This is a genomic window from Streptomyces sp. NPDC002676 (genome assembly GCF_053592455.1).
The window spans coordinates 132,195-147,835 of sequence record NZ_JBSFVT010000010.1; the positions used below are offsets into that span (position 1 = coordinate 132,195).

15 protein-coding genes are annotated in these 15,641 nt (G+C 70.9%); 13 read left to right on the top strand and 2 right to left on the bottom strand.

What is annotated here, in order from left to right; translation table 11 throughout:
* The first annotated feature begins 307 nt into the window (after positions 1-307).
* Entirely contained in the window at positions 308-1,012 is a 705-nt protein-coding gene (locus ACWD3E_RS26370) for a Clp protease N-terminal domain-containing protein (RefSeq protein ID WP_451390032.1), read from the top strand.
* Positions 1,013-1,135: 123 nt separating this feature from the next.
* Here ACWD3E_RS26370 and ACWD3E_RS26375 read toward each other — a convergent pair whose 3' ends face one another.
* Both ACWD3E_RS26375 and ACWD3E_RS26380 read right to left on the bottom strand, forming a co-directional pair.
* Entirely contained in the window at positions 1,136-1,555 is a 420-nt protein-coding gene (locus ACWD3E_RS26375; protein WP_451390033.1) for a CBS domain-containing protein, read from the bottom strand.
* A 222-nt stretch (positions 1,556-1,777) separates the two neighbouring features.
* Positions 1,778-2,455 carry an endonuclease gene (locus ACWD3E_RS26380; RefSeq protein WP_451390034.1) on the bottom strand — a complete coding sequence of 226 codons (678 nt, stop codon included), beginning with the start codon at positions 2,453-2,455 and terminating at the stop codon, positions 1,778-1,780.
* A gap of 136 nt (positions 2,456-2,591) precedes the next feature.
* Here ACWD3E_RS26380 and ACWD3E_RS26385 point away from each other — a divergent pair, with 136 nt between their 5' ends.
* The 12 genes from ACWD3E_RS26385 (at position 2,592) to ACWD3E_RS26440 (ending at position 15,637) form a co-directional block, all read left to right on the top strand.
* Complete coding sequence (locus tag ACWD3E_RS26385) at positions 2,592-3,260, top strand: DNA polymerase ligase N-terminal domain-containing protein (protein WP_451390035.1); 669 nt, start codon at positions 2,592-2,594, stop codon at positions 3,258-3,260.
* Between the two features lie 166 nt (positions 3,261-3,426).
* Positions 3,427-3,918: a hypothetical protein gene (locus ACWD3E_RS26390; protein WP_451390036.1), complete on the top strand. Its 492-nt coding sequence runs from the start codon at positions 3,427-3,429 to the stop codon at positions 3,916-3,918.
* The gene (locus ACWD3E_RS26395; RefSeq protein WP_451390037.1) at positions 3,915-4,205 is read left to right on the top strand and encodes a monovalent cation/H+ antiporter complex subunit F; all 291 of its coding nucleotides are present in this window, start codon (positions 3,915-3,917) and stop codon (positions 4,203-4,205) included. Before ACWD3E_RS26390 ends, ACWD3E_RS26395 begins: the two co-directional genes overlap by 4 nt.
* Position 4,206: 1 nt before the next feature.
* Positions 4,207-4,515 (top strand): cation:proton antiporter, encoded by a 309-nt coding sequence (locus tag ACWD3E_RS26400; protein WP_451390038.1) that lies wholly within the window; start codon positions 4,207-4,209, stop codon positions 4,513-4,515.
* Positions 4,512-4,811 (top strand): Na(+)/H(+) antiporter subunit B, encoded by a 300-nt coding sequence (locus ACWD3E_RS26405; RefSeq protein ID WP_451390039.1) that lies wholly within the window; start codon positions 4,512-4,514, stop codon positions 4,809-4,811. The genes ACWD3E_RS26400 and ACWD3E_RS26405 overlap by 4 nt, the downstream gene beginning before the upstream one ends.
* Positions 4,808-5,563 carry an MnhB domain-containing protein gene (locus tag ACWD3E_RS26410; RefSeq protein ID WP_451390040.1) on the top strand — a complete coding sequence of 252 codons (756 nt, stop codon included), beginning with the start codon at positions 4,808-4,810 and terminating at the stop codon, positions 5,561-5,563. The genes ACWD3E_RS26405 and ACWD3E_RS26410 overlap by 4 nt, the downstream gene beginning before the upstream one ends.
* Complete coding sequence (locus tag ACWD3E_RS26415) at positions 5,560-5,904, top strand: sodium:proton antiporter (RefSeq protein ID WP_451390041.1); 345 nt, start codon at positions 5,560-5,562, stop codon at positions 5,902-5,904. The genes ACWD3E_RS26410 and ACWD3E_RS26415 overlap by 4 nt, the downstream gene beginning before the upstream one ends.
* An 11-nt stretch (positions 5,905-5,915) precedes the next feature.
* Positions 5,916-7,757: a complex I subunit 5 family protein gene (locus tag ACWD3E_RS26420; protein ID WP_451390147.1), complete on the top strand. Its 1,842-nt coding sequence runs from the start codon at positions 5,916-5,918 to the stop codon at positions 7,755-7,757.
* Positions 7,758-7,859: 102 nt separating this feature from the next.
* Positions 7,860-8,897, top strand: coding sequence for a non-homologous end-joining DNA ligase (ligD, locus tag ACWD3E_RS26425; RefSeq protein WP_451390042.1), 1,038 nt, complete (start codon positions 7,860-7,862; stop codon positions 8,895-8,897).
* A 63-nt stretch (positions 8,898-8,960) separates the two neighbouring features.
* Positions 8,961-9,887, top strand: a complete 927-nt coding sequence (gene ligD / locus ACWD3E_RS26430; RefSeq protein WP_451390043.1) for a non-homologous end-joining DNA ligase — start codon at positions 8,961-8,963, stop codon at positions 9,885-9,887.
* Positions 9,888-10,170: 283 nt separating this feature from the next.
* Positions 10,171-11,232 carry an SDR family oxidoreductase gene (locus ACWD3E_RS26435; RefSeq protein WP_451390044.1) on the top strand — a complete coding sequence of 354 codons (1,062 nt, stop codon included), beginning with the start codon at positions 10,171-10,173 and terminating at the stop codon, positions 11,230-11,232.
* Positions 11,233-11,473: 241 nt separating this feature from the next.
* Complete coding sequence (locus ACWD3E_RS26440) at positions 11,474-15,637, top strand: HPC2 multi-domain protein (protein WP_451390045.1); 4,164 nt, start codon at positions 11,474-11,476, stop codon at positions 15,635-15,637.
* Positions 15,638-15,641: the final 4 nt, after the last annotated feature.

The window sequence follows — 15,641 nt, forward strand, 5'->3', positions numbered from 1 at the left end:
CGCAGGGTCGTGAGGGTTCTGGACATGAGGTGAGGGATCTCCGTACGGAAGAAGGGATGTCGGGGGTCAGATCGCGTACGACATCCCCATCGGCGGCCCCCGTAGGTGAACGGCGTACCTCAGCCGTACGTGCCGCAACGCCCACGGCTCACCGGCGGCCCGACGCACCAGCCCTGGCCCGGCCGGTGCGCTCCACGCAGGCACACGGGTCGCCCGCACGGACGCCGCGCATCGGGGCCGGGCCGGGATGAGAGCAAGTGTCAACTCGTAGTTGACGAGAGCAGACTGACAACCTAAGGTTGACAGTATGACGCAGATCACTCCGCCGGTCAGGCTCGACGACCTGATCACGGCGATCACCAAGAACCACACCCACGCCCTCGACCAGCTGGCCGACGCGGTGCTTCTGGCCGACCACATCGGCGAGGTCGCCGACCATCTCATCGGTCACTTCGTCGACCAGGCCCGTCGCTCCGGCGCGTCCTGGACCGACATCGGCCGGAGCATGGGCGTCACCAGGCAGGCCGCGCAGAAGCGCTTCGTCGGCAAGCCCGACGCCAACCCGTCGCACGGTTTCGACAAGTTCTCCCAGCTCGCCCGCAGCGCGATCGTCGCCGGCATGAACGAGGCCAAGCTGGCCGGCAACGCGGAGATCGTCCCCGCGCACATCGTCCTCGGCCTGCTCGGCACCGAGGGCACTGCGGTCGACGCCCTGCGGGCGCAGGGCGTCGACCTCGGCCGGGCGCGGGACACGGCAGTGGCGGCCCTGCCGGAGCGCAGCGACGCCGATCCGGTGCTGATTCCGTACGACGCCCACGCGAAGAAGGCGCTCGAACTGACGTTCCGGACGGCCTTGCGGCTCGACCACGACAGCGTCAGCACCGGCCATGTTCTGCTGGGGCTGCTGGAGGAGGAGGACGGCGCCGGGGTGCTGTCCTCGCTGGGTGTCGACGCGGCGGCGGCCGAGAGGTTCGTCGCGGACGCCGCCGAGGAATCGCCCGTCACCACGTAGCAGGACCTCCGGGCGAGGTGGAGCCAGTCGAAGGTTGCACCTCGCCAGGCGGTCCTCGCGTCCCGCGCTGACGTCCGCTGACCGAACTCGGCCGAGTCATGTCATCCGCTGTATGTTCCGTGCTCACTCGTTGGGCCGCGCCGCGCTGATGCCCCCGAGCACGGAGCCCGGATCCCGGTCGACGGCCAGGTCTCCCAGGGAGACGATGCCGACGGCGTGGTCGCCCTCGACCACCGGCACACGGCGTACCGCCCGCTCGCGCATCAGCCCGATGACCTGGTCGACGTCGTCGTCGGGGGCCACGGTGACCAGGTTCTTGCTGCACGCGCTCGCCACGGTACGGTCACCGACGGTGCCGCCTTCCGCCATGACGCGCACGACCAGGTCCCGGTCGGTCACCACCCCGCACAGCCGGCCGTCGTCGACCACCAGCACGTCGCCGACGTCTTCACTGCGCATCAGCTGGGCGACGTCGATCACCGAGGTCAGCGGCGCCACCGTGACGAGGTCCGTGGTCATGATCTCGCGCACCTGCTGGGTCATGGCTCCTCCCTCCTGGTCGGGATCGGCGGGACGTCGTTGCGGCATCCCGATTCCCGAGTACCCGTGGCAGGCGTCGCGCAACGCCGGATCCGGCCGCCCCCGTTCAGCAGGGCGCGGGTGGCCGGCCTGGTCGGCCCCGGTGACGGTGTGCCGCGAGGGCTGCCAGTGTGGGAGCGTCGACCACCGCGCTTCGACGACGGCGCATCGAGCCTTGGTTCCCGATCACGCGTGGGCGGCGGAGAGCACCTCGTCGGCCAGCGCTTTGTCCAGGGCCGCGTGGACAAGTCCGTCCGCCAGGCGGGGCATCTCACGGCCCGCGACGAGGCCGCTCAGCTTCTCGGGCGAGGGCGGCAGGCCGAGCCGGCGGGCGCCGTCCAGGGCCTTGCGGTCGATGTAGGGCGCGAACTCCTGCCACACGCCCTGGACATCGCGCAGGAAGATGTCGGCCCCGGTGGGCCCGATCCCGGGTATGTCCATCAGGGCCTTCCTCGGGTCGGGTTCCTCGCGCAGCCGGCGCAGATCGCCGTCGTAGCGTTCGAGGAGCAGTTCGGCGCCCTCGCCGAGCATGGTGGAGGTGCGCTCGTCGTAGCGGCGGTAGCCGCCCTCGCCGAGTGCGTCGACGCGTTCCTGCCAGGACGCGTCCGCCATCGACCGCGGGTCCCGCAGCCCGGCGTCGAACAGTGCCCGGGCGGCGGCGACCGCTGTGTCAGCCCTGATGCGGGCGCTGAGGAGAACGGCCAGCACGAGCGTCTGGTAGAGGGGGCCCGGGGTATTGCGAAGTCTGATGCCGGCCTGCGCCGGATAGGTGTGTTGCTGCCGGTCGAGCAGAGCGCGGACGACAGCCTTGTCCGTCCCGCCGGACGTCTTCTCGCCGGATTTCCCGTCGTTCTTCGTACTCATCGCCCGTCACCGACTCGTCACCGATTCAACAGCATTCTCGGCATTCCACAGCGCGTCGTTCCGCCCGGTCCGCGTACCCGTCCCGGTCGGATCGACGCGGCCGTTTGTGCCCGAGGGTCCCGGGAACGCGGGCACCATGGCCGGCAAGAGCGCAAGCAGCGGCAAGAAGCGGAAGTCCGCATCCGTTCGCTCCGGAGGGTCCTTGGACGAGTACCGGGCGAAGCGCGGGAGCGGACGCACGCCGGAGCCCATGGGAGGCACGTCGGCCAAGGGCGGCAGGCGTCGTTTCGTGGTCCAGAAGCATGCGGCGACGGCGTTGCACTACGACTTCCGGCTCGAGGCGGGCGGTGTCCTGAAGTCATGGGCCGTCCCGAAGGGACCGTCCAGCAACCCCAAGGACAAGCGCCTGGCGATGCTCACCGAGGACCACCCGGTGGACTATCTCGGGTTCGAGGGCGTCATACCGTCGGGCGAGTACGGCGCAGGCAAGGTCATCGTCTGGGACACCGGCACGTACCGGAACCTCGCCGAGCACGAGGGCAGGAAGGTGCCCGTCAGCAAGGGCGTGGGCGAAGGCCATGTGAAGGTGTGGCTGGACGGCGAGAAGCTGCACGGCGGCTACGCGCTCACACGGACCGGCCGTGAGGGCGAACGCGAGCGCTGGATCATGATCAAGCTCGCCGACGAAGGCGCCGACGCCCGCCGGAACCCGGTGAGCACCGAGCCGGCCTCCGTGCGCACTGGCCGCACCCTGGACGACCTCTCCGAGGACGGCGGGCAGAAGAAGCACAGGGGCGAGAAGTAGCCCTGGTCGAAGCGGCGGGGTCCCGCAGGCGCGGTGCCGGTTGATGGTCCATCACGGTGATGCTCGGACGGGCGGGGCTTCCTTCCCGGCGTGCGCGGGGCATGGGATTCGCCGCGCGCGGTACACGTTGCTGGTGCGTGACGGTTCGCGCCGGTGAGGAGGGGCGATGCGACAGGAGTGGCGCGCGGCCTCGGGTGAGGTGCTGGTGTGGTGGGCGGTCCTGGTCGTCGCCGAGCTGATGTTCATCAGTTCGGTCTCGGTGCTCGAACTCGCCGTGGCGGGCGGAGGGGCGCTGATCGGCGCGGTCGGCGCACGGGCCGTGCACACGGCGTCGGGAGCCGGACTGGGCGGCACCGACCGGTGGGGCGCGGCACTGCTCGCGTGGCCCGGCGCGGTACTCAACGACATCGCGCAGCTGTGCGCGGTCACCGTGCGCGTCCTGCGCGGCCGCCCGGTCGAGGGAAGCCTGCGGACGATGACGCTGAAGTCCGGTACGGGGGCCGCGTGGGCCTGCGGAGTCCTGTCGTCCACGCCCGGCGCGTACGTCGTCGACGTTCCCGGGGGGCAGGATGAGGCGGGGCGTACGGTCGTCGCCCACGTCCTGACCGGTGACCGCACACGACTGGAACGCCTGCTCACCCAAGGGGGGCGGCGGTGAACGCGTGGCTGGCGGGCGCCGCGGTGCTGGCGACCCTGGGGATGCCGCCGTGCCTGTGGGCGGTGGCCCGGGGGTCGGCACATGAGCGGCTCGCGGGGCTCAACCTGGCGACCGCCTTCGCCACCGTGCTCTTCCTGCTGACGGCGCAGGGTGTCGGCCGCAGCTCCTACGCCGACTCCGCCCTCGTTCTCGCCGTGCTCGGGCCCGCCGGAACCCTGGTCTTCGCGCGCCTTCTCGGCGGACGGTCGAGCGACGCCGAGGGCACGGGACGGCACGGGGAGGCGTGAGATGACGGTTCGTCATGAGTGTGCGGTCGCGCTGCTCGTCGTGGGGACCGGCGTGCTGCTGCTGTGCGCCGCCTGGCTGGTGCTGCTGCCGCGGCCGTACCAGCGCCTGCACGCCCTCTCCCCCGCCACCTCCGTCGGAGGGCCGCTCGTCGCGCTCGCCCTGGCCGTCGAGACGGGCCCCGGGCGTGCCGCCGTCAAGCTGCTGCTCATCGGCGCGATCATGGCCGCAGGCGGTGCGGTCACCACCATGTCCATCGGCAGGTCGACGGCCCAGCGCGACCGCCTGGTGCGAAGGGACTCCCCGCAGTGAACGCCGCCGGCGTCGAGGAATATCTGATCGCCGTGGCGTTGGTGCTGGTCACGGTGACCGCGACCGTGGCGGCGCTCACCCGCGATCCGGTGCGCCAGGCCGTGGTGCTGGCCCTGCTCGGTCTGTGTCTCTCCCTGCTCTTCATGTTCCTCCAGGCCCCCGACGTGGCGCTGTCCCAGCTGGCGGTGGGCACGGTGGTCACCCCGCTGCTGATCCTGCTGACGGCACGGAAGGTGCGCCGCACCTCGGGACCGCGCGGGGGCCGGGACGGGCAGGAAGAGGGGCGGCGCCGATGAGCCGTACCGTGCGCATCGGGGTCTTCTGGGCGGCGGCCGTCGTCTTTGCGGTGGCGTTCACGGCCGCCTGTACGGGGCTGCCGCGCTTCGGGACCGAGGTGCACCCCTACGCCACGCGCGCGGTGGCGGCATCGCTGCGTCAGCGCACCGCCAACGTGGTCTCGTCCGTCAACTTCGACCAGCGGGCCCTGGACACGCTCGGAGAGGAGTCGATCCTGTTCGCCTCCGTGCTCGGAGCCATCGTGCTGCTGCGCCACGCCCGCGACGAGCGCGTCGAGCGACCACGGGCGGGACGCGTGCTGCCCACCACACGCCTGCTGGGCGTGGTGCTGCTGCCGGTCACGCTGCTCACCGGCGTGTACATCGTCGCGCACGGCCAGCTGTCGCCGGGCGGCGGCTTCCAGGGCGGTGTCATTCTCGCCACCGGGCTGCATCTGGCGTACATCGCCGCGGACTACCGGGTCCTGGAGCGGATCCGGCCGCTGGCCGTTCTGGATGTGGCCGATGCCCTGGGCGCGGGCGCCTTCGTGGCCCTGGGGTCGGCCGGGCTGATCGCCGGTGGCGCCTACCTGCAGAACGTGCTGCCGCTCGGCACCTTCGGACAGCTCTCCTCCGGCGGCCTGGTCCCCGTCCTCAATGCGGCGGTCGGCGTGGAGGTCGCCTCCGGCGTCGTCGTCCTGCTGGCCTCCTTCCTCGAGCAGGCGGTCGAGGTCAGATCGACGGGGAACTCGGGTAAGGAGGGCGGCACATGACGGTCCTGCCGTTCCTCTCGGCCGGGTGGATCCTCCTCGCCGGGGTATACGGGATGGTCACCAGCCGCGATGCCATTCACGCCATCGGCTCTCTCGCCGTGGCGCAGTCGTCGACGTACGTGCTGCTGCTCACGGTCGGATACCGGCGCGCCGCGACGGCGCCGTACTTCACCGACACTCCGGTGCGCACACGCGTCGTGGATCCGGTCGTGCAGGCCCTCGCCCTCACGGACGTCGTGGTGGGCGCGACCGTCACGGCGCTGCTGCTGGGGCTGGCCATGCAGGTGCGAAAGCGGCACGGCACCGTCGACCCGGACGCCCTGACGGGGCTCAAGGGGTAGCGGGCCGGGTGGTGCGTACCGCGGATCTGCTGCCGCTCGCCGTCGCCGTCCCGCTGCTGGGCGCCGTCGTGCTCATCATCGGCGGGCGCCTGCTGCCGCGGGTCGTCATCGACTCGCTGGCCACCGCCTGGGCCGCGCTGGAGGTCGCGGAACTCGTCCTGCTGTGGGCGCGTACCGGCGACGGCCACAGTGTGTCCTGGGTCGGTGGCTGGTATCCGGTCCATGGGGAGAGCGTCGGCATCGTGCTCGCCGGCGACCGGATCGGCATCGGTCTGGCGCTGCTGACCAGCGCGCTCGTCCTCGCGGTCGTGGTCTACTCCTGGCGCTACTTCGACGAGCCGCCCATGGAGCATGCCGGCGTCTTCCCCGCCCTCATCCTGCTGTTCGAGGCGGGCATGTGCGGCTTCGCGCTGACCGGTGACCTGTTCGACGCCTTCGTCTTCTTCGAGCTCATGGGCGCCGTCGCCTACGGGCTCACCGGCTACCGCATCGAGGACCCACGTCCGGTGCAGGGCGCGCTGATCTTCGGCATCGTCAACTCGCTCGGCGCGTACTGCTCGTTGCTCGGCATCGGGCTGCTCTACGCCCGTACAGGTGAACTCGGTTTCGCCCAGATCGGGGTGAAGCTGGCAGGGCATCGTCACGACGCCCTGCTGGTGGTTGCCTTCGTACTCGTGACCACCGGACTGCTGGTCAAGGCGGCCGTGGTGCCCTTCCACTTCTGGCTGCCGGACGCCCACTCCGTCGCACCGACCCCGGTGTGCATGCTGCTGTCGGGCGTCATGGTGGAGCTCGGCGTCTACGGCGCCGTACGCGTGTACTGGACGGTGTTCTCCGGGCCGCACGGCATCACGCAGCCGCACCTGCGGGCCGTGTTCGTCGCCGCCGGGATGCTGACCGCGCTGGTGGGTGCGGTGATGTGCTGGCAGCAGCGGCACCTCAAGCGCATGCTGGCCTTCTCGACCGTCGGCCACGTCGGGCTCTTCCTCGTCGGCATGGCGCTGCTCACCCCTGCCGGAACCGCCGGAGTGGCCCTCTACGTCGCCGCGCACGCCGGGGTGAAGGCGGCCCTGTTCGCCACCACGGGCGTCCTGCTCGACCGGCACGGCTCCGTCGACGAACACGGACTGCACGGGCGAGGCCGCGATCTGCCGCTGGCCGGTGCGATGTTCGCCCTCGGCGGGCTCGCGCTGGCCGGTCTGCCGCCGTTCGGCACCGCCCTGGGCAAGGCCATCACCGAGCACGCCGGCGAGGACCGGTTCCCCTGGCTGCCCGCCGGGTTCGTCCTCGTCTCGGCCGCCACCGGCGGAGCGGTCCTGCGCGCCTGTGCCCGGATCTTCGCCGGCGCCGGGCCCCGGCCCGAGGAGCACCACGCCGGACCCGAGACCACCGGCACCGGAGAGGAGCCCGAGATCCGCGATCCGCAGCGTCGTATCCCGGTCCCCATGCTCGCCGTGCCGGCCGTCCTGCTCTGCGCCTCGCTCGCCGTCGGACTGCTGCCCGGCGTCGGCGACGCGCTCGCCCGCGCCGCCCGGCAGTTCACCGACCGCACCGCCTACACCGCCGCGGTCCACGGGCACACCGTCGCTCCGTCCTCCCCCGTGCCGGACACCGGCTGGTCCGCCGAGGGCGTGCTCCTCGCGTTCGCCTCGACCGCCCTGGCCGTCCTGCTCGCGTCGGCTGCCGTCTGGGGTGCGCGGTGGCGGGGCACGGACCGCGTCGGCGCCGTGTGCCGGGCGGTGGGGCGTGAGGTGATCCTGCCGCTGCGCCGACTGCACTCCGGTCACCTCGGCGACTACGTGGCCTGGCTCGCCGTCGGTGTGGCGGTGTTCCTCGTCGTCATGGCGGTGTAGTGCGTCGGCATGGCGGTGCAGTGCGTCGGCATGCGGCTGCCCGCTGCGGGAACCCGGAGAGAGTGAAGAGCGGTCCTTGCGGTGAAGGGAGGTCGATGTGCCATGTCCGTCTCCGCGTCCGTGACGGATCTGTTGGAGACGGTGCCCGACGATGAGCGCGGGGCACTGCGGCGGTCGGCGCGGCCCGAGCGCCCCAGGCCGATGCTGGCCACGCTGACGGAGCGCTGCTTCTCGGATCCGCAGTGGATATTCGAGCGCAAGCTCGACGGGGAGCGCTGTCTGGGCTTCCGTGACGGCGCCCGCGCCGGGCTGCTCCCCCGCAGCGGCCAGTCGCTCACGGACACCTGTCCCGAGATCGCGGAGGCGCTCGGCCGACAGGACTGCGCCGACTTCGTGGTGGACGGCGAGATCGTCGCCTTCGAGGGCACCCGGACCAGCTTCGCACGGCTGCAGCAGCGCATCGGGATCCATGACCCGCGCCGGGCGCGTGCCGGCCATGTGGCGGTGACGTACTACGTCTTCGACGTGCCGTACCTGACCGGACACGATCTGACCGCTCTGCCCCTGCGCACCCGCAAGGCCCTGTTGCGCCGCACCCTCACCTTCGCCCCACCCCTGCGCTTCACCCCGCACCGCAACGCCGACGGCGAGGCGTATCTGCGCCAGGCGTGCGAGCGGGGCTGGGAAGGGGTCATCGCCAAGCGCGCGGACAGCCGCTACGAGCACCGGCGCTCGACGAAGTGGCTGAAGTTCAAGTGCGGGCGGCGCCAGGAGCTGGTGATCGGCGGATTCACCGAGCCCCGAGGCAGCCGCACCGGCTTCGGCGCGTTGCTGGTCGGTCACTACGAGGGACGACGCCTCGTGTACGCGGGCAAGGTCGGCACCGGCTACAACCGCGCGACACTCGACGAGCTGCGCGCGCGGATGGACGGTCTGGAACGCGGCCGCTCCCCGTTCGCGGGCAGTCCTCCGCGGGAGCGCGGAGCCCACTGGACCGAGCCGCGGCTCGTGGCCGAGATCGGGTTCACGGAGTGGACGGGCGACGGGAAGCTGCGCCACCCGCGGTTCGTCGGGCTGCGGACCGACAAGCCCGCGCGAGAAGTCGTACGGGAGCGGCCCGGCGGGACGAGCACAAGCTGACAAGCACAAGCCGAGGACGAGCTCAAGAGCTCTCGGGAGCTCTCAGGAACTGGGGAAGAGCGCATGAGTGCCAGGAACAAGGACGAGATACGGGTCGGCGCTCGGCGCGTGCCGCTGTCGAACCCCGACAAGGAGCTGTTCCCGGACGACGGCATCACCAAGGCAGAGCTGATCGACTACTACCGCACCGTCGCGCGTCCGATGCTCACCCACCTCAGGAACCGGCCGCTCGTGATGGAGCGCTGTCCCGACGGATACCGGGGAAAGTCCTTCTACCACAAGGACGTTCCCGATTATTTCCCCGACTGGATCCGCACGGTCCGGGTGCCCAAGGAGGGCGGCAGCCTCACCATGGCGGTCTGCGACGACACGGCCACCCTGGTCTACCTCGCCAACCAGGCGTGCATCACCCCGCATCCATGGCTGAGCCCCGCCGACTGCCTCGACTGCCCCGACCGGCTGGTCTTCGATCTCGACCCGCCCGAGAGCGACGGCGACGGCTTCGAGTCCGTACGGTGGAGCGCCCGCCGGCTGGGGGATCTGCTCACGGAACTCGGGCTTCGCCCCGCGCTGATGACGACGGGATCGCGCGGTCTGCATCTGCTGGTCCTGCTCGACCGGCGTACGGACTTCGACTCCGCACGGCACTTCGCCCGCCGGGTCGCCGAGTTGCTCGCCGCACGTCACGACGACCGGCTGACCATCGAGCCGCGCAAGAACAAGCGCCGGGGCCGCCTCTACCTGGACACCCAGCGCAACGCCTACGCCCAGACCTCGGTCGCCCCCTACGCCGTACGCGCCCTCCCGCACGCCCCGGTCGCCACTCCCCTGGACTGGGACGAACTCGACGACCCGGACCTGGGACCGCGGCGGTGGACGCTGCGCACCCTCCCCGAACGCCTGGACGAGCACGGGAACCCGTGGAAGGACCTGAGCCGCTGCCGACGCTCCCTGCGCACGGCGGAACGGCGCCTCGACGACCTCGCATGACGTCGCACGACGTAGCAGAACGGGATGAGTCGCCCGGCCGAGCGGAGGCGCGCAGTATGGAAGACGGCCTCATGTAAGACGGCCTCGACCATGAAGGCCGCGGCGATCTGCCGACGCGAGCGGAAATGGAGTCGCAGATGACCGGACGCAGACACAGGCCGTCAATCCGCGACCGGCCGTCCGGCCACTTCGTCTCTGACCGGCCCCTCGGAGGTCTCCGCACGCGGCGGGTGACCCCGCGGTGCCGGACTTGGGTCAACCGCGCGACACGGAGGCAGCAGCCATGTTCCACACATCACGTCCCTCGTCCCACAGCCCGCGTGTCGTCGTGGTGACCGGCGCGAGCGCGGGCGTCGGCCGCGCCGTGGCACGTGCGTTTGCCGCGAGGGGTGACAGGGTGGCGCTCGTGGCACGCGGAGAGACCGGGCTCGACGCGGTGGCCGACGAAGTACGCGCGGCGGGTGGCACCGCCCTGCCCCTGGAGGCGGACGTGGCCGACTCCCGTGCCCTGGAGGCCGCGGCCGAGCGGACCGAGCGCGAACTCGGCCCGATCGACATCTGGATCAACGACGCCTTCACCACCGTGTTCGCGGAGTTCACCGACATCGAGCCCGACGAGTTCCGCCGCGTCACCGAGGTCTGTTACCTCGGTTATGTGTACGGCACACGGGCCGCGCTGCGCCGGATGCTGCCGCGCGACCGCGGCGCCGTCGTCCAGGTGGGATCGGCGCTCGCCTACCGCGGCATCCCGCTCCAGTCCGCCTACTGCGGCGCCAAGCACGCCATCCAGGGCTGGCACGAGGCCCTGCGCTGCGAACTCCTGCACCACGGCAGCGGGGTGGCGGTCACCATGGTCCAACTGCCCGCCGTCAACACCCCGCAGTTCGACTGGTCGCTGACCAGGATGCGCCGGCAGCCGCAGCCGGTTCCGCCGATCTACCAGCCGGAGGTGGCCGCCCGTGCCATCGTGCACGCGGCCGACCATCCGCGCCGCCGGGAGTACTGGGTCGGTGGAAGCACGGCGGGCACCCTCATCGCCAACGCCCTGGCTCCCGGGCTGCTCGACCGCTACCTGGCTCGCACCGGCTACGACGCCCAGCAGACGGACGAACCGAAACCTCCGGGCAGCCGCCACAACCTGTGGCGACCGCTGGACGGCAGAGGGGGGACGGACTTCGGCGCCCACGGCCGGTTCGACGAGAAGGCCAGAAAGCACACCGTTCAGGGCTGGGCCTCGCGCCACCACGACGCGTTGGCCCTGGCCGGCTTCGCCACGGCCGCAGGCGCCCTGGCGGCGGGCTGGGCGTCGCGGCAGGGACTCCGCTCGCGCGGCGTTCCGGGGTAGCGGGCACCGCTCCTCTCCCCCGGGCGGCCGTGACGCAACGCCGGTCCCGCGACGATGCCGGCCTACGTCCGGTGGCGAGACCCCCCGGGAGCCCGCCGGGTTGGAGGCGCAGCGCACGGAGACGCTTCGAGGGATACGGGGGTGACGAACTCGTCACGCCCATGTCGGCACACTGCGTCAGGGTGTCCCTGAGGCACCGGGCTCCTGTCGCCACCGACCTGCTGGGGAGGGATTCCGTCCGATGCCAGCGCCGAAGGCTCTCGCGGTGCGGCCGACGGCGTCGACAGCGGTATCCGCGCCGACGAAGCAGCGGCCGGAGACGACCGGTTCCGCACCGTCGCCGATGCAAGCCCCGTCCAACGCGGCGATGACGGCCGCTCTGGTGGGCGCGGGCACGACGGTGCCGACCCCGCCCTTTCCCGGGCAGCCGGGGCCCGCCGCCCAGGACATGGTCGGCAACGGCGCCGTCGCGGCGGCCGGCCGCGCCGAGGCGGGTACCGCCCCGGCCGCAACGGCCGTCGCACGGCCGGCACCCGCCGTCGCAACGCCGGCGCCGGTCGCGGAGGCGCCGGCGGCCCCCGGCGCCGCACCGGAGGTGAAGGCCCGGCCTGGCCCCGACGCGGATCCGAAGTTCGCGGCGCTGAAGAAGGACGTACGGCACAAGAAGCGCTCGCTCGCCGCCTCGCATCCGCCGCCGCGTACCGAGGCGGGGGCCGCGCAGGACGCCGCGCTGCCTCCCAAGGACGACGAGGTGGCGCAGGGCAAGACCGCCAATGCCGAGAGGATGAACGAGGCCCAGCCCAAGGAGTTCGACAAGGAAGCGTTCATCAGGGCGGTCGAGAAGGCCATCGCGGACAAGGCGCCGAAGAACCTCGACGAGGCGGACAAGTTCGCCGGCTCCGGCAAGGCCGACGAGGTCCGCGCGGAGGTGCACGGCAGGGTAGGCGAGGGCAAGTCGGATTCCGCCGAACAGATCGCCACGACGACCGCCGCGCCACCGGACACCTCGGCGGCCGTGCCCAAGAAGGTCGTGCCGATGAGCGCGGACCGGCCGCCCGGCACGCCGGGCGCGCCGAACCCCGCGCAGGCGGTACCGGACAAGCTGCCGCCCTCCGCGACCGATCTGTCCGCCGGTCCGGCCGAAGTCAATCAGCAGATGGCCGACGCCCAGGTCACCGAACCGCAGCTGCAGCGGTCCAACGAACCGACGTTCGACAAGGCGCTGGGCGAGAAGAAGGCGGCCGAGCGGCACTCCGAGACGGCCCCGGGCGCCATGCGCAAGCACGAGGCCGCCCAACTGGGCGCCTCCACCGCCCAGGCCCGGCGGCTCGGGGTGGCGGCGATGGGCGCGATGGGCGCCCAGCGGGTGCGCACCGGGCAGCAGGTCCACACGGGCAAGACCGGCACCAAGAGCCGGGACGAGGAGAAGCGGGCCCAGGTCACGGCGGTCCTGCAGGGCGTCTTCGACACGATGAAGAAGGACGTCGAGGCGATCCTCGAAGGCCTCGACAAGCTCGTGGACGACCAGTTCAACCGGGGCGAGAAGGCGGCCCGGGACGCGTTCACCGCCGAGCACAAGCAGAAGATGGACGAGTACAAGGACCGCCGGTACTCGGGCGTGCGGGGCAAACTGCGCTGGGTCCGCGACAAGTTCGCCGGGCTGCCCGCGGAGGCCGACAAGATCTTCGAGGAGGCCCGCGACCACTACGTACGCCGGATGCGGCAGGTGATCTCCGGGGTCGCCGACACCATCGGAACGGAGCTGAACCGGGCCAAGCGGCGCATCGCTCAGGGCCGGACCGAGATGCAGGACGCGGTGCGCAAGCTCCCGGCCGACCTGCGCACCATCGGGCAGCAGGCAGCCGCCGAGTTCACCGACAAGTTCGACGAACTCACGCAGTCCGTGGACGACAAGGGCACCCAGCTCGTCGACACCCTGGCCACCAAGTACACCGAGGCGCTCAAGTCCGTCGACGACGAGATCGCCGCGGAGAAGGAGAAGAACAAGGGCCTGGTGGCCAAGGCCGTGGACGCGGTCAAGGCGGTGATCAACACCATCCTGGAGCTGAAGCGGCTGCTGCTGTCGGTGCTCGCCAAGGCCGCCTCGGCCGTGATGCTGATCCTGAAGGACCCGATCGGCTTCCTGCGCAACCTGGTCTCCGCCGTCGGCGCCGGTCTGCGGCAGTTCCTCCAGAACATCGGCCGCCATCTGCAACAGGGCATCCTCTCCTGGCTGCTGGGCAAGACGGCCGAGGCGGGCATCGAGCTGCCGGCGACGTTCGACACCCAGGGCGTCCTGAGGATGCTCGCCTCTCTGCTCGGCCTGACCTGGCAGAACATCCGCGGCCGGATCGTCCGCAAGGTCCCGGACATGGAACCGGCGGTCGCGGCGGCCGAGACCGCCGTCCCGCTGGTCGCGGAGGTCCGCAAGCGGGGCGTCGCGGGGATGTGGGAGGACCTCAAGGCACGCGTGGGCGACCTGAAGAATGATCTGCTGGACAAGGTCATCGCGTATGTGACGCCCACGATCGTCCAGGCCGGGATCATGTGGGTGCTCTCACTCCTCAACCCGGCGTCCGCCTTCGTGCGTGCGGTGAAGCTGATCATCGACATCGTGCGCTTCATCGTCACCCAGGCGCGCCAGATCTTCGAGTTCGTGAACGCGGTGCTCGACGCGGTCATCTCGATCGCAAGAGGCGGCAGCGGCGGCGTTCCGGGCCTCATCGAACGCGCCCTGGCCCGCTCCATCCCGGTCCTGCTGGGCGTCTTGGCCGCACTCCTGGGCGTGGGCGGCATCGCCGCCAAGGTCAAGCAGATCGTCCAGGCGATGTCCAAGCCGGTCGACCGGGCGGTGGACTGGGTGATCGACAAGATCGTCGGCCTGGTGAAGAAGCTCTGGTCCAAGATCAAGGCCAAGGGGAGCAGGAAGAAGCCCAGAGCGGACAAACCACGCAAGCCCCTGCTTACCAGAGCCAAGGAGAGGCTGCGCGGCGGCGACGATACCCTGGCGGGCCTGCAGAAGCGCCTGGCCAAGGCCCTGGCCGCGGCGCGGTCCGCAGCGCGACGAGTGAAGGGCAGTGGCAGCGTCAGCCGGACGACGCTGCAGGCCGTCTTCAAGGTTATCCGCGTGCGCTACGGCCTGACATCGCTGGAGCCGCTGCTCAAGGACGGCCGCTGGCGCGCCCGCGGCACGGTGAACCCAACCGGCGAGGTCGACCTCGACATCCCAGCCGGACCGCTCACCGCGCAGGACTCCGACTTCATCAAGGAGATCGCCAAGCACCTGCCACCCCAGGGCGACCGGTTCGCCCGCGAGGCCCGGGAGCAGTGGAGCAAGGACCTGCAGGGCAAGGCGGTCGGCGGCCAACTGCTCTGGGACGAGCCGGCGCTGCCAGCCGAGAAGATGCCGGCCGAGGGGAAGGCAGCACTGGAGGACCACGGCACCCACCGCCTCCTCCTGCCCTACTTCCACGCCAAGAAACGTACTGGCGGAGCCACCTCCGAGGCGTTCTACGAGCACGCGTTCGGGCTTGCGGCAATCCGCTCCCGCCTGTTGAGCATCCTGGGGGCGGCCGCTCTCCCCGAGCTCCGCAAGCCTCGGGCCGGACGCCCCGCTGACCTGAACACCCAGCTGGCCGCACTGAAATTCCACTTCAACATCGGGAAATGGGGCGAGTTCGGACCGATCCCCGGTACCGGGGCCGGCGCCGACGCCAAGCTCAAGGCCGCGGTGGAGGCGGCCGGCGGCATCATCCTGTTCTTCAAGAGCGTGGTCCAGGTCAAGGGAGGGCCATGGGAGGTCAAAGTCTTCGACCTGTGGGACCACGACCCTCCATCAAAGGATTTCCTGATGGACCGATTTCGCGGCGCGGACAAGGGGAAGCACGAGTGGATTCCCACCGACTACATCCCCAACGTGTTGCGGCGGGCGATGGCCCGCCGGTCGACGATGGTCGAGGCGCTGCGGTGGGTCGTGCTGCACCATGCGCTGCGGTCTCCGACCCGGTACGTCATCTGGGAGCTCGTCGGCGCCACACCTCAGGGACATTCCGGCGTATTTTGGGAGTCCTACCAGAAGCGGGGGGAGACCAAGTACAAGTTCACGCTCACCAAGAACCAGGACAAGTTCCACAACCGCCTGCGCGGTATCTTCGACCGGTGGAACGGGACAGCACTGGATTACGTGGCGGAACTGCGCGCACAGCTACCGAAAATCATGTGGGACGGCCAACTCGGACACACTCACCAGCAGTTCCTGACCACGCGGGTCGACGCCCTCGTGATGACGTCCGCCGGCATGGTCTCCATGACAGTGCTAGAGCTGAGCGAGCTACAGCAGACTAACTTCGACCTCATCACTGACGACTTCGACGCCGCCAAAGACGCCGTCAGCAAGGAGATCTGACCCC